This window comes from Streptomyces sp. NPDC104831 (assembly GCF_055583025.1).
Map to the genome: position 1 here is coordinate 65,461 of NZ_JBVJOT010000039.1, position 26,540 is coordinate 92,000.

Annotated in this window: 22 protein-coding genes; 10 read left to right on the forward strand and 12 right to left on the reverse strand. The window is 73.3% G+C overall.

What is annotated here, in order from left to right:
- Positions 1-535: 535 nt before the first annotated feature.
- Complete coding sequence (locus ACZ63H_RS25285) at positions 536-1,507, reverse strand: pirin family protein (RefSeq protein ID WP_469868635.1); 972 nt, start codon at positions 1,505-1,507, stop codon at positions 536-538.
- 97 nt (positions 1,508-1,604) lie between these two features.
- On the opposite strand from ACZ63H_RS25285, the gene ACZ63H_RS25290 reads away from it, so the two are divergent.
- Positions 1,605-2,093 (forward strand): carboxymuconolactone decarboxylase family protein, encoded by a 489-nt coding sequence (locus ACZ63H_RS25290; protein WP_469868637.1) that lies wholly within the window; start codon positions 1,605-1,607, stop codon positions 2,091-2,093.
- A 316-nt stretch (positions 2,094-2,409) separates the two neighbouring features.
- Here the strand turns inward: ACZ63H_RS25290 and ACZ63H_RS25295 are convergent, their stop codons facing one another.
- From ACZ63H_RS25295 to ACZ63H_RS25305, 3 genes are all read right to left on the reverse strand, one after another.
- Positions 2,410-2,985: a Dps family protein gene (locus ACZ63H_RS25295; RefSeq protein WP_469868639.1), complete on the reverse strand. Its 576-nt coding sequence runs from the start codon at positions 2,983-2,985 to the stop codon at positions 2,410-2,412.
- A 318-nt stretch (positions 2,986-3,303) separates the two neighbouring features.
- Positions 3,304-4,017 (reverse strand): alpha/beta fold hydrolase, encoded by a 714-nt coding sequence (locus tag ACZ63H_RS25300; RefSeq protein ID WP_469868641.1) that lies wholly within the window; start codon positions 4,015-4,017, stop codon positions 3,304-3,306.
- A 20-nt stretch (positions 4,018-4,037) separates the two neighbouring features.
- Positions 4,038-5,009, reverse strand: a complete 972-nt coding sequence (locus ACZ63H_RS25305) for an alpha/beta hydrolase (protein ID WP_469868643.1) — start codon at positions 5,007-5,009, stop codon at positions 4,038-4,040.
- A gap of 732 nt (positions 5,010-5,741) precedes the next feature.
- Between ACZ63H_RS25305 and ACZ63H_RS25310 the strand changes: the two genes are divergently transcribed.
- The 4 genes from ACZ63H_RS25310 (at position 5,742) to ACZ63H_RS25325 (ending at position 10,276) form a co-directional block, all read left to right on the forward strand.
- On the forward strand, positions 5,742-5,873 hold the full coding sequence (locus ACZ63H_RS25310; RefSeq protein WP_469868645.1) for a hypothetical protein: 132 nt from the start codon (positions 5,742-5,744) through the stop codon (positions 5,871-5,873).
- Positions 5,874-7,058: 1,185 nt separating this feature from the next.
- Complete coding sequence (locus ACZ63H_RS25315) at positions 7,059-7,781, forward strand: S1 family peptidase (RefSeq protein ID WP_469868647.1); 723 nt, start codon at positions 7,059-7,061, stop codon at positions 7,779-7,781.
- 186 nt (positions 7,782-7,967) lie between these two features.
- A complete protein-coding gene (locus tag ACZ63H_RS25320) occupies positions 7,968-9,134 on the forward strand; it encodes an esterase-like activity of phytase family protein (protein WP_469868649.1) in 1,167 nt (388 codons plus the stop codon).
- A 179-nt stretch (positions 9,135-9,313) separates the two neighbouring features.
- Positions 9,314-10,276, forward strand: coding sequence for an alpha/beta hydrolase family protein (locus ACZ63H_RS25325; RefSeq protein ID WP_469868651.1), 963 nt, complete (start codon positions 9,314-9,316; stop codon positions 10,274-10,276).
- 30 nt (positions 10,277-10,306) lie between these two features.
- On the opposite strand, the gene ACZ63H_RS25330 is transcribed toward ACZ63H_RS25325, so the two are convergent.
- Positions 10,307-10,942, reverse strand: a complete 636-nt coding sequence (locus tag ACZ63H_RS25330) for a response regulator (RefSeq protein WP_469868653.1) — start codon at positions 10,940-10,942, stop codon at positions 10,307-10,309.
- Positions 10,939-12,153 (reverse strand): sensor histidine kinase, encoded by a 1,215-nt coding sequence (locus tag ACZ63H_RS25335; RefSeq protein WP_469868655.1) that lies wholly within the window; start codon positions 12,151-12,153, stop codon positions 10,939-10,941. Before ACZ63H_RS25335 ends, ACZ63H_RS25330 begins: the two co-directional genes overlap by 4 nt.
- 171 nt (positions 12,154-12,324) lie before the next feature.
- Between ACZ63H_RS25335 and ACZ63H_RS25340 the strand changes: the two genes are divergently transcribed.
- Complete coding sequence (locus ACZ63H_RS25340) at positions 12,325-13,413, forward strand: ABC transporter permease (protein WP_469868657.1); 1,089 nt, start codon at positions 12,325-12,327, stop codon at positions 13,411-13,413.
- Positions 13,410-14,090, forward strand: a complete 681-nt coding sequence (locus tag ACZ63H_RS25345; RefSeq protein WP_469868659.1) for an ABC transporter ATP-binding protein — start codon at positions 13,410-13,412, stop codon at positions 14,088-14,090. The genes ACZ63H_RS25340 and ACZ63H_RS25345 overlap by 4 nt, the downstream gene beginning before the upstream one ends.
- 37 nt (positions 14,091-14,127) lie before the next feature.
- Here ACZ63H_RS25345 and ACZ63H_RS25350 read toward each other — a convergent pair whose 3' ends face one another.
- The 3 genes from ACZ63H_RS25350 to ACZ63H_RS25360 all read right to left on the reverse strand — a co-directional run bounded on the left by ACZ63H_RS25350 (position 14,128) and on the right by ACZ63H_RS25360 (position 17,265).
- Positions 14,128-14,721 carry a rhodanese-like domain-containing protein gene (locus ACZ63H_RS25350; protein WP_469868661.1) on the reverse strand — a complete coding sequence of 198 codons (594 nt, stop codon included), beginning with the start codon at positions 14,719-14,721 and terminating at the stop codon, positions 14,128-14,130.
- A gap of 224 nt (positions 14,722-14,945) precedes the next feature.
- Positions 14,946-15,689: a sulfite exporter TauE/SafE family protein gene (locus ACZ63H_RS25355; RefSeq protein ID WP_469868663.1), complete on the reverse strand. Its 744-nt coding sequence runs from the start codon at positions 15,687-15,689 to the stop codon at positions 14,946-14,948.
- 217 nt (positions 15,690-15,906) lie between these two features.
- Positions 15,907-17,265: a rhodanese-like domain-containing protein gene (locus tag ACZ63H_RS25360; RefSeq protein WP_469868665.1), complete on the reverse strand. Its 1,359-nt coding sequence runs from the start codon at positions 17,263-17,265 to the stop codon at positions 15,907-15,909.
- 132 nt (positions 17,266-17,397) lie between these two features.
- Between ACZ63H_RS25360 and ACZ63H_RS25365 the strand changes: the two genes are divergently transcribed.
- The 3 genes from ACZ63H_RS25365 (at position 17,398) to ACZ63H_RS25375 (ending at position 20,447) form a co-directional block, all read left to right on the forward strand.
- Positions 17,398-17,679: a metal-sensitive transcriptional regulator gene (locus ACZ63H_RS25365; protein ID WP_469868667.1), complete on the forward strand. Its 282-nt coding sequence runs from the start codon at positions 17,398-17,400 to the stop codon at positions 17,677-17,679.
- A gap of 376 nt (positions 17,680-18,055) precedes the next feature.
- On the forward strand, positions 18,056-19,270 hold the full coding sequence (locus ACZ63H_RS25370) for a glycosyltransferase (RefSeq protein WP_469868669.1): 1,215 nt from the start codon (positions 18,056-18,058) through the stop codon (positions 19,268-19,270).
- 67 nt (positions 19,271-19,337) lie between these two features.
- Positions 19,338-20,447, forward strand: coding sequence for a hypothetical protein (locus ACZ63H_RS25375; RefSeq protein ID WP_469868671.1), 1,110 nt, complete (start codon positions 19,338-19,340; stop codon positions 20,445-20,447).
- An 88-nt stretch (positions 20,448-20,535) separates the two neighbouring features.
- Here the strand turns inward: ACZ63H_RS25375 and ACZ63H_RS25380 are convergent, their stop codons facing one another.
- The 3 genes from ACZ63H_RS25380 to ACZ63H_RS25390 form a co-directional block, all read right to left on the reverse strand.
- Complete coding sequence (locus ACZ63H_RS25380; protein ID WP_469868673.1) at positions 20,536-22,326, reverse strand: ABC transporter ATP-binding protein; 1,791 nt, start codon at positions 22,324-22,326, stop codon at positions 20,536-20,538.
- Positions 22,323-24,233 carry an ABC transporter ATP-binding protein gene (locus tag ACZ63H_RS25385; RefSeq protein WP_469868675.1) on the reverse strand — a complete coding sequence of 637 codons (1,911 nt, stop codon included), beginning with the start codon at positions 24,231-24,233 and terminating at the stop codon, positions 22,323-22,325. The genes ACZ63H_RS25380 and ACZ63H_RS25385 overlap by 4 nt, the downstream gene beginning before the upstream one ends.
- Positions 24,234-24,479: 246 nt before the next feature.
- Positions 24,480-26,060: a phenylacetate--CoA ligase family protein gene (locus ACZ63H_RS25390; RefSeq protein ID WP_469868677.1), complete on the reverse strand. Its 1,581-nt coding sequence runs from the start codon at positions 26,058-26,060 to the stop codon at positions 24,480-24,482.
- Between the last annotated feature and the right edge of the window lie 480 nt (positions 26,061-26,540).

Here is a 26,540-nt window from a genome sequence, read left to right on the forward strand (position 1 = left end):
GTGGCGCTGAACATTGTTACGCGAGATCCTCGAAGTGGGCTATGGGATATCGACGAGCGGTTCGTTTGACTGGTCGAGGGCAAGGCGGCAGTCGCTCCCGGCGATCCCGGGTGTGGGGTGGCTGACCGCCCAGAGCGACGTGCGGCCGGCCGCAAGGTTGGCGAAGACAGCACCGGTCTTGTCGCCTTCCCACAACACGACGCTCCGGCAGTCACCCTCTTGCGGCCGGCACCGCTCTCCGACGCCGTCAGGTCAGCAAGCGGCAGGGCCCCGACTCGGCAACAAACGCAGCCACTGCTGCCGCTCCGCGGCAATCACCGCCAGCGTGAACTGATGACGCGTCAGTAAAGTCAGCATTGGGTCAGCAAAAGGCCGGCCAAAGTCTGCCAGAGGCGCCCACACTCTGGACTCGACCCGTCGAGCGCACACCTTCCGCAGCCGAATGACAGCCACCTCTCAGGCTCAAGTACACCCATATGCCGAGCCCTTCCAACTCCCTTCCCCACTACCAGCGGGATCCCTACGTTTCAGCAGGTCAGCTAGGGTTTCGCCGCGGTTTCAGCGGCACCGTGGGAAGCTCGGGCGCAGGGAGCGGGTCGCCGTCGTAGCCGTCGACCGAGCCGAACCGGTCCCCCGACATCCAGGCTTCGCGTCCCTGTACGATCTCTTCATAGGACCGGCAGATGAAGTTCCACCACATGATGATCTCCTCCTGGAACGGCGGGCCGCCCAGCAGGATCAGACGGGCCGGTTCGTTCGACTGGTTCGTCAGGGTGAGGGCGGGGCGGCCCGGTGCCGTGTAGCCGAGTTCGGCCGGCTTGAGGGGGGCCGCGTCGAAGAGGACGTCGCCGGTGTCGACCAGGACTCCGTGCTCGAAGCCGGGGTCGACGTCCAGCGTGACGGTGGCGTGGGGGGCCAGGTGCAGTTCGGCGCCCAGCAGCGGGGTGAACGTGTGCACCGGGGAGGTGTCACCGGCGAGGGTGCCGAGGAAGACGCGGACCTCTCCGCCGTCGAGCGGCACGGGCTTCGGCGCGTAGTGCTGGAAGTCCCGTGCGGTGTCGCGGTGCTCCCCGGGCAGGGCGACCCAGAGCTGCACACCGTGCAGGACGGTGGTCGCGGGAGTGGACACCTCGGAGTGGCAGATGCCGTGCCCGCTCGTCATGAGGTTCAGCTCGCCGGGCCGGACATAGGCGTGGATGCCGAGGCTGTCGCGGTGCTCGATCTCGCCGCTGAAGAGCCAGCTCACGGTCTGGAGGCCGATGTGGGGGTGCGGGGCGACGTCCATGCCGCCGCTGGAGGCCACGTCGTCCGGCCCGTAGTGGTCGGCGAAGCACCAGGCGCCGATCAGCGTCCGGGATCGCTGGGGCAGCGTGCGTCGCACCCGCATCGCCCGGGGGCCGCCCAGGGGCACGTCACGCGGGGTGAGGACCTCGACGCCGGCCGGCGCCGGTGCGCCGGTCCCGGCCTCGCGGGCGTGCGCGGCGGGCACCGCTTCCGTGTTGCTCACCGGTCTGCTCCTCTCCCGCAAAGGAAAGTTCGATTTTCAACATTCACTTCTTGATGATAGGACGTACATCAGAACATCGCGCGATGAAGGAGATCACGTGGCCGAGACCGTGACGGCGACCACAGGCGGACGGGTGTTCGTCGACAAGCAGAGTCCGGACGCCTACCGCGCGATGACGGCGACCGCCGAGGCCGTCCGCGCGACCGCCGCCGACGCGGGACTGGACCGCCTCCTCGTCGAACTGGTCAACATCCGCGTGTCCCAGCTCAACGCCTGCGCCTACTGCCTCAACCTGCACACCCGCGCCGCCCTGCGGGCCGGCGAGACGGCGCAGCGGCTGGGCGTGCTGCCGGCCTGGCGCGACACCGAGCTGTTCTCGCCGCGCGAGCGCGCGGCACTGGCCCTGGCCGAGGCCACCACCCATCCGGCCGACGCCGACGCGCAGAGCGCCGCCTACGCCCTCGCCCGCTCGGTCCTGTCGGACGACGAGATCTCCGCCGTGATCTGGGTCGCGATCACCATCAACGCCTTCAACCGGGTCTCCGTCATGAGCAAGCACCCGGTGCGCCCGGCGCCTCCCCACTGACCTCCGGGGCGATCCGAACGGGGCGTACCGCTCCGGTCGCCGGCTCCGCCCGGGCAGCGTCGCCGGCCTGTCCTCTGCGCCGGGCCTGACCTTGACGGGTGCCCCGGGGGCGCAGTGGTCGTACCGATCAATGCGCGGCCGACCTCCGGCCCGGACGGCCGGGGGGGTCTCCGCGCGGGGACATCCTCGTCGTCGACCTCGACGTTTTCGGCTCCGCCACCGGTGCGAGCGGGATCAGCCGCGGGTCGAGGGCGGGCACGTGGCTTCGCCCCTGCCCGGTTCCCCCGTGCCCGGACGGTCCCCGGTCAGCGCCGGGTCACACACGCACCAGGGGCGTGTCGACCAGGTGCTCCGCGAGGAACCACGCCTGGAGTTCTCCGGTGCGGATCACCTGGGAGACCAGCAGGTCGTTGGTGCCGTCGTCGCCCAGCTCCGCGACGCGGGCCGCCGCGTCGTGCGCGTCGGCCAGGATGGTCTCGTGCGCTTCGAGGAGCCGGGAGAGCATCGCGGGCACCTCCTCGACACCGTCCGGCGGACGCGGGATGGAGGTGAGCTCGGCGACGTGCCGGGAGTCTCCCACGGCCACGCCGCCCAGCGTCTGGACGCGCTCGGCGAGCGTGTCGACCAGGGCGAGCTGCTGCGCCGCGTGCTGGTCCAGGACGAGGTGCAGCTGGTAGAAGGTCGCGCCGCGCACCAGCCAGTGGTGCTTCTTGTAGAGGCCGTAGAGGATCTGCGTGTCCGCGAGGGCCTTGTTGAGCCGCTGGCAGGAGTACATGCGGGCCTCGTACGACAGGGCCAGCGGGAACTGCTTGACGGTGCCGAACTCCTGGATGATGCGGCCCTTCTGGTGCAGCCGGGGCTGGCTGCCGGTGGGCGTGATGTCGGTGGTCATGGTCCGTCTCCTGCGGTTGGTGCGCTGTGTACACCGGTGACGCTAGGCGGGGAACACCGTGCCGCCTTGTCCGACAGCGCATGTGTGTGTGCGCGTCAGCGCACACACACGGTCGTGTCCCCCTGCCTGCCCGTGTGTGTCCGCGGACCGGGTCCGGGCCCGCGCATGTCCGTGCGCGGGTGGGCGGGAAGGGACCCGCGTCGTGCCCAGGTCCCAGGGGGCATGCCGAACGGCCGCGCGGGCCAGGGGAGTCGCCTGCGCGGCCGTTCGGGGCCATTGGTCCGGCCTGTCGCGGACCGCCTTCGAAAATGCCTCTGGTCAGCCGGTCGCGCGGACCGCCTCGAGGATCACTCCGGCGACCGCCTCGGGCCGGGAGACGGCCACCGCGTGGGAGGCGCCTTCCAGCTCGGTGACCGTCGCGCCGGCCCGCTTCGCGCCGAAGCGCTCCACCTCCGGGTTGATCGCCTGGTCCGCGGCGGCCACCAGGGCCCAGGACGGCTTGGTCTTCCAGGCGGCGGCGGTGGCCGTCTCCTCGAAGGCCGCGGCCGCGAGCGGGCGCTGCGCCGCCGCGAGCGCCCTGGTGGTCTCGGCCGGCACGTCGGCGGCGAAGACGGACGGGAAGGCGTCCTCGGCGATGGTGACCTCGACGGCCCGGTCGCCGCCCGGTACCGGGTACGTCCACTGCTTGAGGTTGCTCACCAGCGGCGAGGCCGGGAAGCGGCCCTGCAGCTCGCCGAGGCTCTCGCCCTCCTCCAGGACGTAGGCAGCGACGTAGACGAGGCCGACGACGTTCTCGGCGGTGCCCGCCACGGTGATGAGCGCGCCGCCGTAGGAGTGGCCGACCAGCACGACGGGGCCGTCGATCTGGGCGGCGACGGAGGCCACGTAGGCGGCGTCGGCGGCGAGGCCGCGCAGCGGGTTGGAGGGGGCGATCACCGGGACGCCGTGGCGCTGGAGGTGGGAGATGACGCCGGTCCAGCTGCCGGCGTCGGCGAACGCGCCGTGGACGAGGAGGACGGTGGGCGTGGTCATGGACTGGGTTTCCTCGGGGTTCAGGCGCGGTGCAGGGCGGTGCGCAGGGTGTGGACGGCCATCGAGATGGCGGCCTCGGCGGCGTGGGTCTCGCGCAGCGCGTTGAGCATCACGAAGTCGTGGATGATGCCCTGGAAGCGGACGGCGGTGACGGGGACACCGGCCGCGCGGAGCTTGTTGGCGTACGCCTCGCCCTCGTCGCGCAGCACGTCCGCCTCACCGGTGATGACCAGCGCCGGGGGCAGACCGGCCAGCTGCTCGGTCCCGGCGCGCAGCGGGGACGCGGTGATCTGGGCGCGCTCGGCCTCGTCGGTCGTGTACTGGTCCCAGAACCACTGCATGCCGTCGCGGCGCAGGAAGTAGCCGGTGGCGAACTGGTGGTAGGAGGGGGTGTCGAAGTTCGCGTCCGTCACCGGGTAGAACAGCACCTGCTGGAGCAGCGGGAGGCCGCCGCGCTGCTTGGCCATCAAGGTGAGCGCGGCGGTCATGTTGCCGCCCACCGAGTCTCCGGCGACCGCGAGGCGCGTGCCGTCCAAACCCTTGCCCGCGCCCTCGTCGACGACCCAGCGGGCGACCGTGTAGTTCTGCTCGATCGCGACCGGGTAGCGGGCCTCGGGTGAGAGGTCGTACTCGGGGAAGACGACGGCCGCCTCGGCGCCGACGGCGAGTTCGCGCACGAGGCGGTCGTGGGTGTGGGCGTTGCCGAACACCCAGCCGGCGCCGTGGATGTAGAGGATCACCGGCAGGGTGCCGGTGGCGCCGGCGGGCCGGACGATCCGCGCCCGGACGCTGCCGGTGGGCCCGCCCGGAACGGTGATCCACTCCTCGTCGACGGCCGGCTTGTCGATCTCGCCGGACTGCACCTCGTCGACGGTCTTGCGGCCCTCGGCCGGGGGCAGGTCGAACAGGTACGGCGGATTGGCGGTCGCCTCGGCGAACGCGGCGGCCGCGGGTTCGAGCACGGGTCGTACGGGCTCTGCGGCATCGGGCATGTCGGTCTCCTGGCTGTGTGGGGCGGATACGCCGGTGACCGACGCTAGAGCGCCCGTGCGGCAAGGATTGCCGAAGCGCGCACGGCCCCTTTTCCCGCAGCGCACCCGGACGTTTCCGGGCGTCGACGCCGCGTGCCGCGTGCCGGGAGAACGATCACGGTGCGCGGCGGGGCCGGGTGGTGCCGCCGGGCCGGTGGGCGGAGAGGAGCCCTCGGATCGTCGGCGAAGACGTCGAAGTCCTACCCGCCCCCGCCGGTGTGGAACCCATGCCCGGGGGGCCGGTCCGGCCGGACGCGGTCCCGTGCCGGATGCATACGCGAATACATCGTTTTTCGGCTCTGGTGTCCGGGAGCGCACGGGGTGAGGGGGCGCACGTTCACTCGTAGCGTGCGCTTCTGGTGTGAGCTTCAGCACGCCGGTCCCCCGAGTTGGCACGGCGTATCAGACGCGTCGTCACGCCCTCGCGCAGCTAGGAAGCTTGAGCGTCCCTTGAGCTTCGGGGTCCGCCCCCTATGCGACCGCTTGGCATGGCACGCGGTGCCAATTCGCTTTTGCTAGTAGGGAGGTTGGCGGGAAACGGGATCCGTCGGGCTCCGGTAAAGTCTCCTCACCCCTTACCCCTGGGGCCTATGGGTACGCGTGGACTTCCCCGCGCGGGGTCCACGAAGGCCGTGGGCATCCGCGGTGCTGCGAAATCCGCAGCTTCCAGAGGAACAGGGGTGATAGGTCCCGATGACTGAGCCGAACGAGTCTGAGGGGCACTGCCGTTGTTGCAGCAAGCGGGACCGGCCCGAGCGGGCCGCCCGGTGGCTGGGGCTCCTGGTCCGCGCGGTCTACGAGATCGCGCTGAACTGGCCCTGGTAGCGGAAAGCCCCGACCCGAGGGCCGGGGCCTGACCGACCGGACAGGTCGGCCGCACTGCACACGGGGTGCGAGGAAGAGCTCCACCGGGATGCTTGGCCGGCGTCGGGTGGGGCTCTTTCCTTTGCCCGAATGCGGTTACCGACGCGTACGCAAGTGAAACCGGGCTTTTGTGATGCCCATCACACTCGACGGCGACGACGTCCCCACTATGCCTTGCCTTGCCGTACTCGTGCGACAGGTAGCCGGATGTCGATCAGTACACGTCAGCCGTCCCGAGCCGGAAACCATGCTGGTAGTTCCCCATTTTCTCCCATGTGGGCGTGATGGAAGTCACACACCGGTTCGGGTGAACCACGGGCGTGAGTACGGACACCTTTCAGGTGATTTGCCGGAGGTTCGGCGCCACGTGGACAGCTCTCTGGTAGGGCCGACCGTGAGCCGCCGAACTGTACACGCCACTTCCTGCGATGACCGACTGTCAGAGCCGGTTTCTTGAAAAGTCCTTCCGGAACTCCTCCCGCGCCCGGGGCTGGGTGCCGGTCACGGACCGTGCCGGGTTCCCGGCGGGGCACACCCCCGTCGCCCTACCCTGGTGCCCGGCATGCCGCCGGAACGGGATCGGGGGAACCTGTGGGCGTACTGCGCCTGGAGCCCTCCGCCCGCTCGGGCCCCGCCGGACGGGAGGTCCCCGGTAATGCCGGGCATCCGGCGGTCGAGCCGTGCGTGGCCCATCGGCGGCAGGGCGCGACTGCCTTCTGTGCGGCGCCCCTTGGCCGGAGATGTCCGCGCCGCCGGGGTCGACCACGACCACTTCCTCCGCGTGGTCGGCCAACGCCCGGGCCGCGAGCAGCCCGGCGAAACTCCCGCCCATCACGATGGCTCGTCGCACGCGCATCCCCTGGAGCGGGCTCGCGCGGGCCCGCTCCGGCCGTCGCGTCACGCTCCGGCAGCAGGCGCTCCGGAGGCCCCTGGTCCCTTCACTTCAGGGGCTCAGCGCCTCGCACGTGGGTCATAACGCGACGTTATGGAGAAGTGCTAGTACCCCCGTCACGGTTCCTTCCCGAAGCTAGGGCATGTCCATGACGTGGGGGGCCGTCCGGCGGTGGCCCCTCCCGTGGACGCGGCCGCGAGGCCGTACTCCCCACAAGTACACGTCCCCAGACGTGATGTCCGGATCGAGGAACCTTGCGTATATCAAGGCTTGCGCCCGCTCTCGCGGCGGCGGCGGTGTCCCTCCTCGCGCTCTTCGCCCCCACCGCCTCGGCGGCGCCGGCGACGGCGCCCGCCGCCGCCAAGGGGCCCCAGCCCATCATCGGCGGCGGGTACGCCGGCAGCGGTCCCTGGGCCGCCCGGCTGTACTCGAACGGTCAGGAGACCTGTACGGCGACGATCATCGCCCCGACCTGGATCCTCACCGCCAAGCACTGTGTGAGCGGCGGCAACCTGTCGTTCCGCATCGGCAGCCTGGACCAGTACAGCGGCGGCACGGTGGCCAACGGCGTCCAGACCTACACGCACAGCGCGGACCTGGCGCTCGTCCGCCTCGACCGTTCCGTCTCGACGACCTACGCCACTCTGGGGCAGCCCGGTACCGTGCGGGTCGGCCAGAGCGTGCAGGTGTACGGCTGGGGCGCCACCTCCCAGTGCGGCTCGGAGATCAACTGCCAGTCCCGCTACCTGAAGGTCGCCAACGTCACCGTCTCCAGCGGCTGCACCGACGCCTACGGGGGCTCCGCGATCTGCGCCTACCGGGGCAACGGGATCACCGCCGGCGGTGACTCCGGCGGCCCGATGATGGCGAACGGCGCCCAGGTCGGCGTCGCCTCCACCAGCGACCGCCAGACGAACACGGCGTACACCAATGTGACGGCGTACCGCTCCTGGATCCAGTCGATCGCCGGCGTCTGAGCCACCCCGCCGGTCGACGGGCGCCCTGCCCCTTGCCCCCTCCCGCCCCGCGGGGCAAGGGGCTCGGTCGCCCACCGCACGCCCTTTCGACACCGCCCCGCACGGATGGCCGTGGCGGCGGGTTCGGGCGGCAACACTCGTGTGGGTGACTGCGTCACGGGCGTGAGGCACTGCATGATCGCCGGCATGAAAACTTCCCCCCTGCGCCGGGCGTGCGCCGTCGCTCTGCTTCTGACGTCCACGCTGGCCCCCGCCGTCGGCGCCGCGGCCCAACCCGGCACGCCCGGCCATCGGTTGGAGCGCGCGGTACACGCTCGGCTGCTCGGCGAGAAGACCGTCGGCCACAAGATCGACTTCCGGGGCACCACGGTGGGCGGTCTCTCCGGTGTGGACCGCGACCGGTGCACCGGCGAATACGTGTTCATCAGCGACGACCGCTCGTCCCTGCAACCCGCCCGCTTCTACACCGCCAAGGTGGGCGTGGACGCCCGCGGGGTGCACTCCGTCGAGTTCACCGGCACCCACCCGTTCCGCGGGCCGGACGGGTCCGTCTACTCGTCGCCGGCCGCCCGCGACGGCAAGGCCGTGGACCCGGAGGAGATCCGCGTCGACCCGCGCGAGTGCCACTACTGGTGGGCCCAGGAGGGCGACCGGCCCACGACGGCGGGCGCACCGACGATCCAGCCGTCCCTCCAGTTCGCCTCCCGCACCGGCGCCTACCTCGGACGGCTGCCGCTGCCGCGGAACTACGGCATGGCCACGGCCGAGCGCGGGCCGCGCCGCAACCAGTCGCTGGAGGCGTTCACCTTCGGTGCCCGGGGCAGCGTCGTGACGAGTGTGATCGAGGGCCCGCTGACCCAGGACGGACCGGTCCCCGACGTCGACCACGGCGCTCTGGTGCGGGTCACGCGGCAGAGCCGCGACGGGCGGGTGCTCGGGCAGTTCGCCTACCCGATCGAAAAGATCTTCGCCGCGTCCGATCCGAGCAGTCCGTGGGGTCCGGACACCGGCGTCCCGTCCGTCCTCGCCTTCCCCGACGACCCCCACCGCTACCTCGTGCTCGAACGCACCTGGGTCGCCGGTTCGGGATACAAGATCCGCCTCTACGACACCACCACGCGCGGTGCCACCGACGTGCGGGCGATGGACTCCCTGGCCGGACGGCGCGTCGTACCGATGCGCAAGAAGCTCGTCGCGGACTTCCACACCCTCGGCCTGTCCACCGTGGACAACACCGAAGGCATGACGTGGGGCCCCGTCCTGCCGTCCGGCGAACGGACGCTGGTCCTGGTCAGCGACGACAACTTCGACAAGGAGGCGGTCACCCAGATCGTCGCCCTCGCCGTCCGCTGAGCCCGGCCGCCCGCCGGGCACGACGGCGCGGGGCGGCGGCGCTTGACAAAGCGGAACATCGTTCCGTTCAATAACGGAACGATGTTCCGCTTCGGTTCGGGCGGACGCGTACCCCACCACCCGCCTGCCGCCGCCCGGTTGCGGCCGACAGCGGCGCGGGCCGCACAAGGGACTCCGCCATGAGCGCATCCATCGACACCGCCGCCGTCTTCGGCCCGTCCGCACCCGTGCTGTCGTACAGCCCGGTGGTCCTGTCCGTGCCCGGACGGCCCGTGGACCTCCACGTCCGGGTCTCCGCGCCCGCGACCGGGACCGGGCTGCCCGTGATCCTGCTCTCGCACGGCCACGGCGGCTCCCACCACCTCTCCTCGCTGCACGGGTACGCGCCCCTCGCCAACCTCTGGGCGGCGGCCGGGTTCGCCGTCGTCCAGCCGACCCACCTCAGCTCCCGGACGCTGGGCCACCGGCTCGCCGGCGCCCCCGGCGGCCCCTTCTTCTGGCGCTCGCGGGCCGAGGACATGAGCCGCATACTCGACCGGCTCGACCGGATAGAGGACACCGTGCCGGGGCTGGCCGGGCGCCTCGACCACGACAGTGTCGCGGTCGCCGGGCACTCCCTCGGCGGTCACACCGCCGCACTTCTGCTGGGCGCCCGGGTCACCGATCCCGGCACCGGGGAGGAGGTGGACCTGGCCGAGCCCCGGATCAAGGCGGGCGTGCTGCTGGCCGCGCCGGGCCGGGGCGGCGACGTCCTCAACGGATGGATGGCCGCACAGACGCCGTTCTTCCACACCACCGACTTCTCCACGATGACCACACCCGCCCTGGTCGTGGCCGGGGACAAGGACGACTCCCGGCACTTCACCGACATCGGCCCCGGCTGGCACGCCGACCCCTACCGCCTCGCCCCCGCGCCCAAGACGCTGCTCACCCTGTTCGGCGCCGAGCACCTGCTCGGCGGCATCTCCGGTTACGACGCCGCCGAGACCACCGACGAGAACCCCGGGCTGGTCGCCGCCCTCGGACACCTCACGTCGGCCTACCTGCGCACCCGGCTGCGGCCCGCCGACCCCGCCTGGCGGACGGCGTGCCAGGCCCTGACGGGCGGGTCCGACCCGGTCGGACGCGTCGACACCAAGTGACCGGGTCCCACCGGCGGGCCTCCCCCACCGCTACCGGCGGATCAGGCCCAGGTCGGTGGCGGCGGCGACGGCGGCGGTGCGCGAGTCGACGCCGAGCTTGGCGTAGACGCGGGCCAGGTGGGACTTGACGGTGCCTTCGGTGAGGTGGAGGCGGGCACCGACGGCCTGGTTGGACAGCCCTTCGGCGACCAGGGCGAGGACTTCGGTCTCGCGCCGGGTCAGGGCGGTGCCGGGTGTGCGGAGCCGGTTCACGAGCCGCTCGGCGACCGCGGGGGCGAGGATCGTACGGCCCGCAGCCGCGGTGCGCACGGCGGCGGCCAGGTCCTCCGGCGGGGCGTCTTTGAGGAGGTAGCCGGTGGCGCCGGCCTCGATGGCGGGCAGGGTGTCGGCGTCGGAGTCGTAGGTGGTGACGATCAGCACGCGGGGGGCGCCGGGGCGGGCGGTGATCAGGGCGGTGGCCTCGGCGCCGCCCATGCCCTCGCCGAACCGCAGGTCCATGAGGACGACGTCGATGCCGCCCTCGGCGGCGCGGGTGACGGCGGCCCCGGCGGTGGCGGCCTCGGCCACGACGACGAGGCCGGGTTCGGTCTCCAGTACGGCGCGCAGCCCGGCGCGCACCACGGGGTGGTCGTCGGCGAGGAGGAGGCGGACGGGGGCGTCGGTCACGGGTGGGCCTCGGGTTCGGTGGGCGGGGTGAGGGGGAGCCGGACGGCCAGGGCGGTGCCGTGGCCGGGGGCGGATTCGACGGTCAGGGTGCCGCCGAGGGCGTGCACCCGGGCGCGCATGGCGGCCAGCCCGAAGCCGCCGCCGTCGGGGCCGGGTGCGGACGGGTTGCCGGGGGCGAAGCCGCGTCCGTCGTCCACGACCTCCAGGGCGACGTGGTCGCCGAGGTGGCGGAGGGTGACCTCGGCGGTGGTGGCGTGGGCGTGGCGGACGGTGTTGGCGAGGGCGGACTGGGCGACGCGCAGCAGGGCGACCTCGTGCGCGGTCGCCAGCGGTACGGGAGCGCCGGTGAGGCGGAATCGGATGGTGAGGCGGTGACGGGCGCCGGTGGTGGCGCACAGCCGTTCCAGCGCGTCGGCCAGGGTGCCGGCTTCCAGGGCGGGCGGGGTCAGCGCGGCGACGAGGCGGCGGGCCTCGGCGAGGTTGTCCACGGCTGCCAGGCGGGCCGCCTCCACGTGCCGGGCGGCGGTCTCGGGCCGGCCGGGCAGGGAACGTTCGGCGGCCCGCAGCAGCAGCTGGATGCTGGAGAACCCCTGGGCCAGGGTGTCGTGGATCTCGCGGGCCAGCCGCTCGCGTTCCGCGAGCACTCCCGCCGTGTGCTGGGCTTCGGCCAGGCTCGCGCGAGTGGCGGTGAGTTCCTCGATCAGGCGCCTGCGCTGTTCGCTCTCCCGGTACAGGGCCTGGTATCCCCACACCACCGCGACCGCGACGGCGGCGCCGAGCGCGGGGCCGAGCACCATGGCCGCACTGAAGGAGTGCTGGTGGGCGGCGAACCCGGCGACGGCCGCGGCCGCGGTGGCGGCGACGGCGGCCGGCCCGACGCGGCGGGGCAGCAGGTGCAGTTGGAGGAAGTACAGCGGGAAGGCGACCCAGACCGCGTCGGCCGACAGGACCAGCAGCACCAGCCAGCAGGCGCCGACGGCGGCCAGCCATCCGGCCGCGACCCGCCGGGAGCGGCGGACCCGGGGCAGGAGCGGTCCGGCCAGGGACACCCCGGCGCAGGTCGCCGCCACGACGACGGCCACCGGGGCGTTGGGCCCGCCGTCGGCCGCGGTCCGCGCGGCGGCCAGGGCGAGCAGGCCGATGATCAGCAGGTGCAGGCACCAGGTCAGGGCCCGGGTGGCCGGGGTGGGGGCGGCAGCGGCTGTGTTCACAGTGCTCACCAGGTTACGGAGGCGGACGCCCGCCGGCCTCCATCGAAAGATGGAGGCCGGGTGCCGTCCTTCGGCCCGCGGAATCCCGCCCTGTGCCAGGCGCGGGCGCGGGGGCCCGGCGGGGACGGTGGAGTCCTGCCGCTTCCCCACCGGAAAGGACCGACGAGGACCGTGTTCGTCGCCTGGAGAGATCTGAGGTTCGCCAAGGGGCGCTTCGCCCTGATGGGAACCGTCATCGTGCTGATCACCCTGCTGGTCGGGCTGCTGTCCGGGCTGACCGCCGGGCTGGGCCGGCAGAATGTGTCGGCGATCACGGGGCTGCCCGCCGACAGGATCGCCTTCCGGGCGCCGAGCGGCGGAGAGGACCTGTCGTACTCCGGTTCCACCGTCACCGAACGGCAGTGGCGGCAGTGGTCCGCGGCGGCCGGCGTCGTCAGCGCCGAACCGCTGGGCATCACCTCGGCCAAGGCCACCGCCGGGGGCGGGAGCGCCGGGGTCTCCGTCTTCGGCGTCCGGCCCGGCTCCCGGCTCGCCCCCGCAGGCGGCGCCCTCGGCGACGGGGCGGTGGTGCTGTCCACCGGGGCGGCCGACGGCCTCCACGTGTCGGCCGGCGGCTTCCTCACCCTGGCCGGGCAGCGGCTGAAGGTGGCCGCCGTAGAGGGCGACGCCTACTTCAGTCACACCCCGGTCGTGTGGACGAGCCTGGACGTCTGGCGGCGGTCCGCGCCGCCCGCCGGTTCCGGCACCGGCCCGACCGCCACCGTCATCGCCTTGGACACCACCTCGGAGGCCGACCCGGCGGCCGTCGACGAGCGGGCCGGCACCAGGACCGTCACCATCGGCGACTCGCTGTCCGCCATCGGTTCCCATGCCGCGGAGAACGGCACCCTGCGGCTGATGCGCGGTTTCCTGTTCGCCATCTCCGCGCTCGTCGTCGGTGCCTTCTTCACCGTGTGGACCATCCAGCGCGGCGGTGACATCGCCGTCCTCAAGGCACTCGGCGCCTCCACCGCCGGCCTGCTCGGGGACGCCCTCGGCCAGGCCGTGATCCTTCTCGTCGCGAGCACCCTGGCCGGCACCGGTCTCGCCGCGGCCCTGGGGGCGTTCGTGGCCGGTTCGGACGTGCCGTTCCTCCTGACTCCCGCCACCGTCCTGCTCCCGGCCGCCGTGATGATCCTCCTCGGCGCCCTCGGAGCGGCCCTGTCCGTCCGCCGCATCACCTCCGTCGACCCGCTGACCGCCCTGGGGAGCGTCCGATGAGCCTGACCCTGACCGACATCACCCTGACCTACCCCGACGGCGACACCCGGCTGACCGCGCTCGACAAGGTCGGCCTGGACGTCCCCAAGGGCACCCTGACCGCCGTGGTCGGCCCCTCCGGTTCCGGCAAGTCCAGCCTCCTGGCCGTGGCGGCCACGCTCGTCACCCCCGACTCGGGCACCGTCACCGTCGACGGCGTCCCCACCACCGGGATGTCCCGCGGCGAGCTGGCCGAACTGCGTCGCCGCACGGTCGGCATCGTCTTCCAGCAGCCGAACCTGATCGCCTCGCTCACCGCCGTCGAACAGCTCCAGGTGATGGCCCGGATCGACGGCCGCCCACCGGCCAAGGCGCGTCCCCGGGCCCTGGAACTCCTCGCCGCCGTCGGCCTCGCCGACCGGGCCGACCGCCGGCCGCACCAGCTGTCCGGCGGCCAGCGCCAGCGGGTCAACATCGCGCGCGCCCTGATGAACGATCCCGCCGTCCTCCTGGTGGACGAGCCCACCAGCGCCCTCGACCGCGAACGGGGCGCCGCCGTCGTCGACCTGATCGCCCGGCTCACCCGCCGGAGGGCCACCGCCACCGTGCTGGTCACCCATGACCGCGCCCACCTCGCCGCCGCCGACCGGCTCGTGGAGGTCCGCGACGGGCGCCTTGGCCGTCCCGTCCACGGCTGACCCCGGGACGAGGGGCGCGACGGGCGATGTGGTCCGCCTACCGGCTCGCGCCGTTGCCGGGGTCGCGCAGCCGCAGGAGCGTGGCGTCCAGGTCCGCCTGGCGGGGCCGGTTGTGGGGCAGCCTGGCGAGGACGGCCGCCATGCCGCAGGTGTCGGTCAGGGCGGAGAAGACCAGGCCGGCGGCGATAGCCGCGGACAGCAGCCCGAAGGCCGGGTGGACGGTCAGCGCGAGGAGGAGGCCCAGCAGGACGAGCGCACCCGCGGTGAGGCGCACCTGGCGTTCCATGCTCCAGGCCGTCTTCGGGCTCCCCGCGGGCCGGTGCAGGTCGTGGCCCTGGGCCGCCCAGGCGCCGGTGCCTCCGGCGAGGGTGGCGGTGGCGATGCCGTGGGCGGCGAGGACGCGGCAGGCGTTCTCCGAGCGGGCGCCGGAGGCGCACACGACGAGGATGTCGCCGCGCTCGGCGGCGGTGCGGATGTCGGGCAGGGCCCGGTCGAGCCGGTCGAGCGGGATGTTGAGGGCGCCGGGCAGGTGTCCGCCGGCGTATTCGCCGGGGGTGCGGACGTCGATGACGGTCAGCTCGTGCAGGCGGGAGCGGGCCTGGCGCGGGTCGAGGGTGGTGTGTGCGGTCATGGCAGGGGTCTCCGTGGTGTGTGTCGGTGCCGCCGGGGCGGGACGTCCGGGGGGTCCCGCCGGGCCGGCGTGTTCGTGGATCTGTGGGGGTCGGTTCCGGTTACCCGACGCGTGCGGTCGGTTCCGGTGGGCACGGGCCGCCGCGCGGCCCGGCGTAGGTGCGGCAGGTCCGGGGCGGTTCTCCCCGGCCGGCGGGCCGTGCGGCTCGGCGGGGGTGCGCGGGGTCAGAGGAGTGCGTCGGCGAGCATGGCCGCGGCCACGGCCAGGAGGACGCAGGCGAAGACCTTCTGGAGCGTCTCGCCCGCCACCTTCCTCGCCAGGCGTTTGCCGTCCCAGGCGCCGAGGATCGCCGCTCCGGCGAAGGGCCCCGTCACCACCCAGTCCAGGTGTGTCCCGGTGCCGGCGCGTGCGGTGAGCGCGGCCAGCGAGTTGATCGTGATGACCAGGAGGCTGGTGCCCACGGCGGTGCGCATGGCCAGGCCGAGGACGCCGACCAGGACGGGTACGGCGAGGAAGCCGCCGCCCACTCCGAGGAATCCGGTCACCGCGCCCAGCCCGGCTCCGGCGGCGCCGGCCTGTGCCGGGCGGACGGGGCCGGGCGGCCGCTGCCGCCCGGGTCGCAGCATCCGGAAGGCGGCCAGGCCCGCGACACAGGCGAAGCCCGCGGTGAGTACGGACTGCGGCAGGTGGCCGGCGGCCGCCCCGGCGAGCATGGCCGGCACGATGCCGGCGGCGGCGGACAGCAGTCCGGTGCGCCAGGCCACATGGCCGTCGCGGGCGTGCCCGGTCAGGGCCGTCACCGAGGTGAGGGTGACGATGACGAGGCTCGCGGTGGTCGCCTCCGCCGGGGTGAGGCCGAACAGGTAGATCAGGGCGGGCACCGCCAGGACGCTGCCGCCACCACCGAGCCCGCCGAGGGCGAGGCCGACGACGGCACCCGCGGCGAGCGCGAGAACGAGGCCGGTCATGCCAGGGAGCCTCTGTTCCCGTGCGGTATGTGCGGGGTGCCGGACGCGTGGCCGGCGTGCCGCGCGGCTTCCCGGCGGACGTCCGCCGGGACGGACCGGGCAGCCGCGCCGCCGGTACATCGCAGGGCGTCGTCGCCGGTGACGCGGTCCGTGCCGCACCGGAAGAGGGTCATCACTCAACCTCTCGTGGATCGGGGGGAGTTCGGGGCTGTCCGGCTCAGCCGGTGATCACATCGAGTCCGGCCGCCGCGGCGGCGTCGAACCGGTCGTCCACGGCCACCACGTCCCGGCCCGCGGCGTCCAGCAGCGAGGCGGCGATCGCGGCGCGCATGCCGCCGGCGCAGTGCACCCACACCGTGCCGGCCGGTACCTCGCCCAGCCGCCGGTGCAGTTCGTGGACCGGGATGTGCACGGAACCCCCGATGTGGCCGGCGGCCCGCTCCGAGGCCCGTCGTACGTCGAGGACGACCACGTCCTCCGTTCCGCGTCCGGCCAGTCCGGCGAAGGTGGACCGCGGGAAGGACACCGGCCGGCTTCCGTCCGGCACCCACCGCTCGGGTGTCCCGGTGGCGGCGGCCACGGGGCGGTCGATGCCGACCCGGACCAATTCGCGCTGGGCGTCGGCCAGTTGCTCGGGGGACTCGGCGAGCAGTGTCACCGGCTTGCCCCACGGGATCATCCAGGCCAGGTAGGTGGCGAGCTTGCCGTCCGCCTCGAAGTTGAACGAACCGGCGACATGCCCTTCGGCGAACGCGATCCGGTTGCGCAGATCGACCACCCACTCCCCCGCGGCCAGCCGCGCGGCGATCTCCGCGGCGTCGGCGACGGACGGCGGGGTGAGGTCCACCGGGGCGGGCCCGGCGGCGTTGGCCGGGCCCATGTGCGTGTAGTAGGCGGGGACGTCGTCGAGTCCGTCCAGCAGACGGGCGACGAAGGTGTCCGCGTCGGTGGTGAACGCGGGGTTCCCTGCCTTCTCCCTGCCGATCGTGGTGGTGTCCCCCTCGGCCTGGGCCGAGGAGCAGAAGCTGCCGAAGCCGTGGGTGGGCAGCACGGGTGTCTCGTCCGGCAGTTCGGCCGCCAGGCGGTGCGCGGAGGCGTGCTGGGCGCGCGCAAGCTGCTCGGTCAGGCGGGGTTCGACCAGGTCCGGGCGGCCCACGGTGCCGATGAGCAGCGAACCGCCGGTGAAGGCGGCCACCGGCACGCCGTTGTCCTCCAGCACGTACGAGGTGTGGTGCGGGGTGTGGCCCGGGGTGGCGACCGCCCGCAGGGCGAGCCCCGCGTCGACGCCGGACACGTCGCCGTCGGCCACCGGCACACGGGTGAACGCCACCGGCGCCCCGGCCGGCACCAGATAGGCGGCGCCCGTCACCCGGGCCAGCTCCAGGCCGCCGGTGACGTAGTCGTTGTGCAGGTGGGTCTCGGCCACGTGCGCTATGCGCACCCCGCGCCGGGCGGCGGCCGCGAGCACCCGGTCGATGTCGCGCGGCGGATCCACGACCACGGCCGTGTGCCTGCCGCCGGCCAGGTAGCAGCGGTTGCCCAGCCCCTCCAGCTCGATGGTGTCAACGAAGAACATCAGGGACTCCTCTCTGGTGGAATTACCCCCGGGGGTATGCAGCCACCGTAACATGAGTACCCCCGGGGGTATCCGGCCCCCAGGGAGCGGCCGGGTAGGATACCCATCGGGGTATGGAGGAGGAGTGGGGCCGTGGAACTGGACATGGCGGCGGACGAGCTGAAAGCCGTGATCAACCGGCTGCGCCGGGCGCAGGGTCAGATCGCCGGGGTGATCAGGATGATCGAGGAGGGGCGGGACTGCGAGGAGGTGGTCACGCAGCTCGCGGCGGCGGCACGCGCCCTGGACAAGGCGGGCTTCGCGATCATCGCCACGGGGCTGCAGCGCTGCCTGACCGACTCCGGGCTGGCCGACGGCGACGACCGCGAGAAGATGCGGGCCCGTCTGGAGAAGCTCTTCCTGTCCCTGGCCTGAGGCCGGGCACCCCGGCCGGCGTCCGGCCGGGCACACCTTCGGGCCCCGGCGGCGGCAGGCGAGTTCCCGCGCCGGGAGCACCGAGGGGTCACCGGGCAGCACGTGAAGCCCCGGTCCAGGGCGGCCGGAGCCGCCCGCCACCGCATGGTGAAGACGGTCCGCACGGACACGTCCGGGAACCCCGCCACCAAGGTCACGGTCACCTCGGCCGACAGCCGGCGCCGGCACTTGCGCGCCCATCCCGTACCGCCCGCCGGACCGGCGCCGCCCGGCCCTGACACAGCCCCGGCCCGCCGGGCACTGACGCTGACAACACATTGCCTCGATTGGCAACATTTCATTGCCAACTTTTGCCTGGCGGCTCTACTGTTGCCGCATGGCCGATACGAAGCTCAGCATCGTCATCCCCTACAAGCAGCGCCTGCGGAACATCGGGTCCGTCTTCACCTCACTGGCCGAACAGACTCTGGACCACCGGGAGTTCGAGGTCGTGGTGGGGGCGATGGAGTACGACCCCGAGTTCGTGAGCCTGTGCCGGGAGTTCACCGGGCGGCTGCGGATCGTCTCCGTCCTCACCGCCGAGGACTGGAACACCAGCAAGGCCCGCAACCTCGGCATCAGACACGCCACCGGGCAGGTCGTCGTGGTCCTCGACGCGGACGTGGCCCTCGCCCCCGACGCCCTGCGCACCCTGTGGGAACGCTATTACCAGCACGGGCAGAACATCTGCGTCCAGGGACAGGTCTTCGGCTACGACGAGGTCATCGACGGCGACGTCGACACGGTCCAGGAGGTGCCCTACGACGTCTACCGCGCCACCTTCGCCGAACTCGCCGGTGCCGACCGCTCACGGCTCGACCCGCGCTGGTCGCCCGAGTACGCGCCCGCCTTCGCGCGCTTCCCCTGGGCGTTCGCCCGGACCGGTTTCATGGCCCTGCCCACGTCCACCATCCGACGGCACGACCTGCTGCTGGACGAGGGCTTCACGGGGTGGGGTGCCGAGGACCAGGAATGGGGACTGAGGATCTCCCGCACGGGCACGCCCATCGTCCTGGGGCAGGGCCTCTACGGCATCCATCTCCCCCACCGCCGCGACTTCACCGCGCAGGACCGCTCCGCGACCGAGACCAACCGCTACTACCTGGCCAAGTGGCCTCGTCTGGAGCTGGAGCTGGCGCTCGCCTTCGGTGGCTGGCTGGAGGCCGACCGCCTCTATCCCGAGGCCGAACGGGAGGTGGCCGAGGCCGCGGCGGGACATCGCCTGGGCGTCGTACGGGGCACGGTCGGCGGTGCCCGGGTGCTGGCCGTGGGCGCGCTGCTCGGGCCCGAGCGCGACGGCGCCCATTCCGTGGCCGACCCCGAGGTGCACGCGCTGTTCGGTCAGGCACCCCACGCCTGGGAGGAGGTGCTGCCGCTGACGGGGTTCGCCCTGCCCTACGCGGACGACGCGGTCGACGAGTGCCACCTCCTGCCACCCGTCGCGCGCCTGTCCGAGCGCTACCGCGCGGCGGTGCACAAGGAGGCCGGGCGCGTCGCGCCGAAGGTCCTCGCCGCACCCGCGGCCCCCGTCCCGGCTGCCGCCGTCGCCTGACCGCGGTACCCACTCCCCTTCCGGTGCCGCCCGTCCCGGCGGCCCGCCCCCAGTGTCAGGAGCAGAGGTGTCCCCTTCCCCCGTGCGGATCTCCGCCGCCGTGATGAGCCATCCCGAGCGGGCCGCGGCGGCCCGTGACCTCGCCGGCCGCTTCCCCGGCCTCGACATCACCGTCGTACTCGACCCGGAACCGGACGGCCCGCCCAGCGCGCTGCGCACCGCGCGGCTCGCCTGGTCGGCCGTCGCCCCCGACGCCACCCACCACCTGGTCCTCCAGGACGACGCGCTGCCCACCGAGGACTTCCTCACCCGGCTGCACGCCCTGGTCGCCGCGCGGCCCGACGCGGCGCTCAGCCTGTTCACCGAGTGGGGCTCGCGCACGTCGTACGCGGTGCGCCTCGCGGCCATGCACGGGCACGACCTGGCGCCGGTCGTGGACGACTACGTGCCCTGCGTGGCGCTCGTCCTGCCCGCCGAGATCGCGCGCGGCTTCGACCCGTACGTGCGGGCCAAGGTCGACAGCGGCCACCCCGACGACCTGGCGCTGCTGCACTACCTCACCGACCTGGGCACACCCGTGCTCATCCCGGTGGCGCAGCTCGCCGACCACGACAGCGACACCAGCCTCGTCGGCAACAACGTGCACGGCCCCCGGCGGGCCGCCTGCCTGCTCCCGCCCCACTCGGCGGCGCTGCCGGCCGAGCCGTCCGTCCTGGGCGGCCTGGGCACCGTGCCGTACTACGACTTCTGGGGCCAGTACTCCGACGCCTGCGTTCCCGACCCGTCCAGCCTGGACGGCAGGGTCCGCAGCTCCGCGCGCGTCTTCCTGGCCGGGCACGGTGTCACCCAGCGGGAGCTGGATCAGGAACTGCGCGAGGCGCTGGCACGGTCCCCGGAGCGCGCCCTGCTCGGCGACCTGGTCAGCGAGGTGGTGCTGACGGAGGTGTGGATCGTGTCCTTCCTGCTCGGCTTCATCGCCGCGGACCTGGAGGGCCGCGGCGGCACGACCCTGGATCTCACCGGCCCCGCCGCCCGCGCGGCGCTCGCCACGCTGGCGCCCGGGGCCGTCCGGCGCATCGTCCCGGTACGCCGGCTGCCCGCCGTGGGGGCGCTGCTGACACCGGTGGTGCTCGACGCGGTGCGCGCGGGCATGGCCCGGGCGCCGCGGCACGGCTGACCGTCCGCGGACGGCGAAGAGGAGGGGGCACGGCGGTCGGTCGCCGTGCCCCCTCCTGCTGTGTCCGGGGACGGTGCCCCGCCCGGGCTCAGCGGTAGCTGCGGGCCTGGAGGCTGAACAGATCGGCGTACAGGCCGCCCCGGGCGAGGAGTTCGGTGTGGGATCCGTGTTCGGCCACGGTGCCGCCGTCGAGGACCACGATCCGGTCGGCCATCAGCACGGTGGAGAAGCGGTGGGAGACGAACAGGGTGACACCGCCGTCGCGCCCGACGTCGCGGGCGGAGCCGGCGTACCGCTCGAAGACGGCGTGCTCGGCGGTCGCGTCCAGGGCGGACGCCGGTTCGTCGAGCACCATCAGCAGCGGGTGCTCGCGCAGCGCGGCGCGGGCCAGGCCCAGGGACTGCCACTGTCCGCCGGACAGTTCGCTGCCGTCGGTGTAGCCCCGGCCGAGTGCCCCGTCCAGGCCCTGCGGCACCCGGCGCAGCACGCGTCCGGCGCCCGCCCTGTCGATCGCCGCGAGGAGCAGCGCGTCGTCGTCGAGGCGGTGCCGTTCGCCCAGTCCCACGTTCTCGCGCAGGGTCAGTTCGAAACGCGCGAAGTCCTGGAAGAGCGTGGCCACGCGGGCCTTCCACTCCCGGGGCGGGATGTCCCTGAGGTCGACGCCGTCCACGAGGATGCGCCCGCTGGTGGGCTGGTACAGCCCGCACAGCAGCTTGACCAGTGTGCTCTTGCCGGCCCCGTTCTCGCCGACCAGGGCGATGGTGTGCCCGGCGGGCAGGTGGAGGTCGACATCGCGCAGGACCGGGCGGTCGGTGCCCGGGTAGGTGAAGCCGACGCCCTCGAGGCGGATGCCCCGCGTGAGCCGCGCGGGGACCGGCGCGGTGGCGGACGGTTTGGCGGTCGCGGGGCCGGGGGCCGGCCAGGTGCGCAGGGCTTCCAGGCGGCGAGCGGTCAGGCCGGCCGTCTGGAGCGTGGCCAGCGTGCCGAGGGCCGCGGCGACCTGCACGTTGATCTGCACCGCCATGGTGATCACCATGACCACGCCGCCGATGCTGACGTCGCCGTCGGCGGCCCGGCGCAGTACGAGGTAGACGGCCGCGAAGCAGGCGAGGGTGAAGGCGAGCTGGCCGAGGGCGCGCAGTGCCGCCGCGGATAGCTGGCCGCGTGTGATGAGGCGGGTCGCGGCGTGCCAGCTGCGGTCGTGCAGGCCCACCAACGCCTCGTCGGCGGCGAACAGGCGGGCTTCCTGGGCGGAGTGGGAGGAGGTGGCCACGTGGAGCAGGTGCCGGGCGCGCCGGTGGTGCCCGGCGGCCTTCTCCTTGGCGGCGTCGGCCGTGCGCTGGGCGCGGTGGCCCATGACGACGGGGGGCAGCGCGGCGAGGGGCAGGAGCAGCAGCCAGGGGTCCAGTGAGCCGAGGAGCACGGTGGTCAGCGTGAGTTGCACCGACAGCGCGGCGATCTGCAGCAGGGCCTCGATGTAGGCGCGGGTCTTCTGGATGTCCTCGCGGACGAGGATCATGGTGTCGGCGAAGGCGGAGCTGTCCAGGTGTTCGATGCCGTCGGTGCCGTTGGCGTGGCCGATCAGTTCGTCGTTGATCCGCCATTCGGCCCGTTCGCCCAGTTCGAAGTAGTACAGGTGGGCGAAGTGGCCGAGCATGAGTTCCGCGGTCAGGGCCAGCGCGATCAGGCCGGCGGCGGTGAGCGCGGCCGTCAGGTCGCCGGAGAGCAGGCGGTCGGTGAAGGCGCGCAGGCCGAGGGCGACGGCCGGAGTGGCCAGGTAGCCGAGGAAGAGCAGGGCGGCGGCCTTGAGGAGGCGGCCGCGGTCGGTGGTCCAGGCGAGCTTGAGCAGCCAGGCGGCGGTGCGGGCGAGGTTCTTCATGAGGCCGTGTCCGTCATCGTCGTCGCCACCAGCTGTTCGCGGTGGCCGGGGTGTTGGTCCTTGTCCTCGGCGAACCGCTCCGCCTGGAGCCGGAACAGTTCGGCGTAGCGTCCGCCGGCCGCGAGGAGTTCGTCGTGCGTGCCGCGTTCGGCGACCCGGCCACCGTCGAGGACGACGATCTGGTCGGCGCGGCGGACGCTGGAGAAGCGGTGGGAGATGATCAGTGTGGTCAGGCCGCGGGTGAGGTCGAGGAAGCGGTCGAAGAAGGCGACCTCGGCGCGCACGTCGAGCTGGGCCGTGGGCTCGTCGAGGACCATGACGGAGGCGCCCGAGTGCACCGCGTGCAGGGCGCGGGCCAGGCCGATGCGCTGCCACTGGCCGCCGGACAGGTCGCGTCCCCCGTCGTACTGGCGGGACAGGACCGTGCGCAGCCCCTGGGGCAGGCGCTCGATGACGTCCTCCGCGCCCGCCCGCCGGGCGGCCTCCAGGAGCCGGTCGTCGTCGGCGGGGAGGTGGGGGGCGCCGAGCGCGATGTTGTCGGCGGCGCTGAGTTCGTAGCGCACGTAGTCCTGGAAGATCACCGCGAAGCGGCGGTGCCAGTCGCGGGCGTCGATGTCCGTCAGCGGGTGGCCGTCGACCGTGATGCGGCCCCCGGTGGGGTCGTACAGCCGGGTGAGCAGTTTGACCAGGGTGGTCTTGCCCGCGCCGTTGAGGCCGACGACTGCCGTGGAGGTGCCCGCGGGCAGTTCGAGATCGAGGCCGTCGATGACCGCGGGCCCGTCGGGGGTGTAACCGAACCGCACGTTCTCGAACCGGATGGCGGTGCGGGGCAGTCCGGCGGCCGGGACCGACCGGCCGGGTGCGAGCGCCGGCAGGTCGCGGGCGCCGGCGCGGAACGCCTTCATCGCGTCGAGCGCGATCAGCCCGTACTGGGTCTGCACGTCGGCCTCGGGGAAGTACACGCCGAAGCGCATGAGGATCAGTACGGCCTGCAGTGCGATGCTCAGGCGCAGCAGGCCCAGTCCCCCGCCGTCCCCGGCGACGGCCAGCCGGGTGACGGTGACGGCGCCGCCGGCGAGGCCGATCAGGGCGAGTACGACGAACGGGCGGCCGAGGATCCGGCGCCTGCCGTGCCACATGCGCGAGAGGTAGGCGGTGGTGTCCGCGCGGTGCCGGGCCCGCATCCACTCGACCAGTCCGAGCAGGCGGATCTCCTTGGCGGCGTGTGTGCCGGTGGCGAGGTTCTTGAGGTAGGTGGCCTTGCGCTTGTCCGCGGCGAGCCCGTCGTAGAAGTCGCCGAAGGCGCCGAGGGAGCCGCGCTGGCCGAACCGGATGACCAGCGCCGTCACCCCGATGACCGCGGCGGCCACCGGGTCGATGGCGTACCCCACCAGCGCGATGGCTCCGGCCAGTTGGGTGTAGCGGGCGATCAGCGCCAGGCCGCCGGCCGCGGCGTCGCCGGGTGAGGCCGAGGCCCGGTCGAAGGCTTCCCGCGCCACGTCCAGGCGGTCGAGCAGGCGTGGGTCGTCCAGCGCCATGGCGGGCGCCTCGGCGAGCGCGGCCCGCATCAGTTCACCGCGGCAGCGCTGGTCGACGTGGCGTACGACGACCTCGCCCAGCGCCGCCTGGAACGGTGCGAGGGCCTGCTGCGCGCCGAACGCGGCACCCGCGATGCCGAGCACCGTCACCAGCGCCGCCCACGCTCCCGCCCGCCCGCCGCCGACCGCGTCCGGGACCCGCTCCAGCATCACGCTCATGACGACCACGAACGTCAGGGGCAGCAGGCCGAGCAGCACGTTCAGCAGCACCGCCAACACCCTTGTCCCGGGCGGGACATGGCGCAGCAGCACCGCGATGTCGAGCCAGCGCCGCGCCCTTCGGCGGGCCTGGGAGATCAATACGGTCACGGGGTCGTCCCCTTCTCGGGTCCGGTGGGTGGGGTGGGCGGCGGATGCCGGATGCCGGCGGGGCGCCGGCTGAGCGGGGTAGCGGTCCCGGTGGAGTCCATGGGAAGGATCCGGTCCCGGCTACGGGTCGTGAGGTGACGCGGGAGGTGCCGGACCTCCGCGCCCGGGAGGCGGGCTGCCGAGCGGTAGCGGGCCCGGGTGGCCGGAGGGTGGACCCGCTCGCGGGGAGGGGGCCGGGGGTGTGGCTCACGCGGAGGCCGTTCGCAGGCCGGTGACGGACCGTGCCGTTCCGTCGGCGGTGCCGCGCACACCGTGCCGTACGGCCGCCCGCCCCCCGGCGCGCACCAGTTCTTCGGCCCGGCCGTGGTACTCCAGCACCCGGCCGGTGACCCCGCAGCCGCAGGCGTGCCGGAAGACCCGGCCGCGGTCCCCCGTCCGGTGGCGGATGCGGGGCCGTTCGAACGTCTGCAACCCGGTCACCAGCAGGTCTCCGGGCCGGCCGGCCGGCACCGGCACCCCTGCCCGATCGGTCACTTCGAGATGGCTGAGGTCGTCGTTGACGTGGTACAGCGGGCCGCTCATCTCGGCGCACCGGTAGCCGAGCGGCGTGCCGTCGGCGGCGGTCAGGACCCCGGAGACGGTGTGGGCGCCCAGGTGGGTGCGCAGCCATGTCTCGTCCGACGGGCTCACCTGGGTGCCGAGGAAGAACACCTTGCCCAGGCGCAGTTCGGGATCGTGGGCGTGGGCCGTGCGCAGGAGCGGCACGAGCAGGGCGGGCGTGCCCAGGACGGCGGTGGCCCCGGTGTCGCGCACGAGGACCGCCAGCCGGTCCGCGGTGACGGACCGGGCCGGGACGCGGCACTCGGCCCGGGTCGGAGTGCGCTCGGTGAGCGCCGCCGCCAGGGCGCCGTGCGGATCCCCGCCGGGCACGGTGTCGATCAGACGGTCCCCTGCGCGCAGCCCCATGGCGTGGAGCATGGGGACCGCCTCGCGCGCCAGGGCGGCATCGTCGGCGCCCGGGCGGACGAGGCCGCGCGGTACGGTCGCGGGCGCCGCGCGGTGCGGTGCCTGGCGCGCCGGCAGGGTGACGGCGTCCAGGCGGGGCAGGTCGGCGATGCCGCGGACCGGGGGCAGGGCCTGGTGGGAGCAGGAGGAGGAGCGACGGGCGTGGTGCAGCAGGTAGCGCAGCTTCGCGTCGAGCCGTTCCGTGGCGGCGGCGTCCTCGCGGGCCCGGGCGCGGGCCAGGGGGATGCCGCGCAGGTAGGTGCGCCGCCGCAGTGAGCGGACCCAGTCCGCGCGGCTGTCCTCGCGCCACACCGAGGTGTTCCCGGACGCGGCGTGGGCGTCGGGCGGCAGCGGGGTCGGCTCCGGCACGTCCACGAGGACGCCCGCCGCCGGAGTGCCGCTCGGGACGATCCGCGCGTCCGGGAGCAGCGGCCCCAGCGCACGGAGCAGCGCGGTCAACTCCCGCCAGAAGGCTCGTCGTTCGGTACGCACGACGACGTCGTTGCCCAGCGCCCAGCCCAGCAGCAGTGCTCTCAGCACGGCATCGGGACGGGTGTCGTCGACGACGATGGTGCCGACGGGCGACAGCTCGTACACGTCGTTGCTGTCGGCGACCGGCTGCCAGGGGTACTGGGCGAGGCCACCGCAGAGTTCGTCGAGGCCCGCGGCGAGTTCGTCGGCGTCGAACAACCCTGCCAGACCGCCCAGTCGGGCATCGCGCAGCAGTGCGGCGAGGCCCGTCCCGGGCTGTCGGACCAAGGCCGTCCGCGCCTGCGCCACCGCGATCAGCAGGTCCGTGGGGTAGTGGCGCGGGCGGTTCACGCGGCCGGCTCCCGTCGCGGGGCCGGTGCAGTGCGCGCGGACCGGCGGTGCTCGACGGCCGCGCCGGGGCGGGCCGTGCGGTACGGAAGGTGATGCAGAACGAGGATCTTCACCTCGGCCCCCCGAAACGGTCGGTGACACATGTTGACTGGGAATCGACGGATCATCGGTCACGGCCAGTCGATGGCCCGGAAAAGCAGGAACGTGCTGGAAGACGGGCAGCCCACGGTGATTCCTTACTGGAGGTGAGCGGGTCATGTGCCGTGCCTGGCGCCGCCGGAAACGTAGCAGGACACGAAGACGCTTGGCAATAGATTGCCAAGCGTTAGGCAATATGGCTGGCGCCGGCTCCCGCACCCCTCGGCACGACGGCCGTACGCAGGACGAGGGGGGGGGGGGGGGGGGGGGGGGGGTGTGTTGGGGCTTTTTTTTTTTTTCGGTCTTTTTTCCTGGAGGTCGGAAGAGCATCGTGTGGGGGAG

Excerpts from the sequence above, each read along its gene's own strand:
- ACZ63H_RS25320 (WP_469868649.1), top strand. The coding sequence starts at position 7,968 with ATGAAAACTTCCCCCCTGCGCCGGGCGTGCGCCGTCGCTCTGCTTCTG.
- ACZ63H_RS25380 (WP_469868673.1), bottom strand. The coding sequence starts at position 22,326 with ATGAAGAACCTCGCCCGCACCGCCGCCTGGCTGCTCAAGCTCGCCTGG.
- ACZ63H_RS25295 (WP_469868639.1), bottom strand. The coding sequence starts at position 2,985 with ATGACCACCGACATCACGCCCACCGGCAGCCAGCCCCGGCTGCACCAG.
- ACZ63H_RS25355 (WP_469868663.1), bottom strand. The coding sequence starts at position 15,689 with ATGACCGGCCTCGTTCTCGCGCTCGCCGCGGGTGCCGTCGTCGGCCTC.
- ACZ63H_RS25305 (WP_469868643.1), bottom strand. The coding sequence starts at position 5,009 with ATGCCCGATGCCGCAGAGCCCGTACGACCCGTGCTCGAACCCGCGGCC.
- ACZ63H_RS25345 (WP_469868659.1), top strand. The coding sequence starts at position 13,410 with ATGAGCCTGACCCTGACCGACATCACCCTGACCTACCCCGACGGCGAC.
- ACZ63H_RS25325 (WP_469868651.1), top strand. The coding sequence starts at position 9,314 with ATGAGCGCATCCATCGACACCGCCGCCGTCTTCGGCCCGTCCGCACCC.
- ACZ63H_RS25310 (WP_469868645.1), top strand. The coding sequence starts at position 5,742 with ATGACTGAGCCGAACGAGTCTGAGGGGCACTGCCGTTGTTGCAGCAAG.
- ACZ63H_RS25370 (WP_469868669.1), top strand. The coding sequence starts at position 18,056 with ATGGCCGATACGAAGCTCAGCATCGTCATCCCCTACAAGCAGCGCCTG.
- ACZ63H_RS25350 (WP_469868661.1), bottom strand. The coding sequence starts at position 14,721 with ATGACCGCACACACCACCCTCGACCCGCGCCAGGCCCGCTCCCGCCTG.
- ACZ63H_RS25360 (WP_469868665.1), bottom strand. The coding sequence starts at position 17,265 with ATGTTCTTCGTTGACACCATCGAGCTGGAGGGGCTGGGCAACCGCTGC.
- ACZ63H_RS25300 (WP_469868641.1), bottom strand. The coding sequence starts at position 4,017 with ATGACCACGCCCACCGTCCTCCTCGTCCACGGCGCGTTCGCCGACGCC.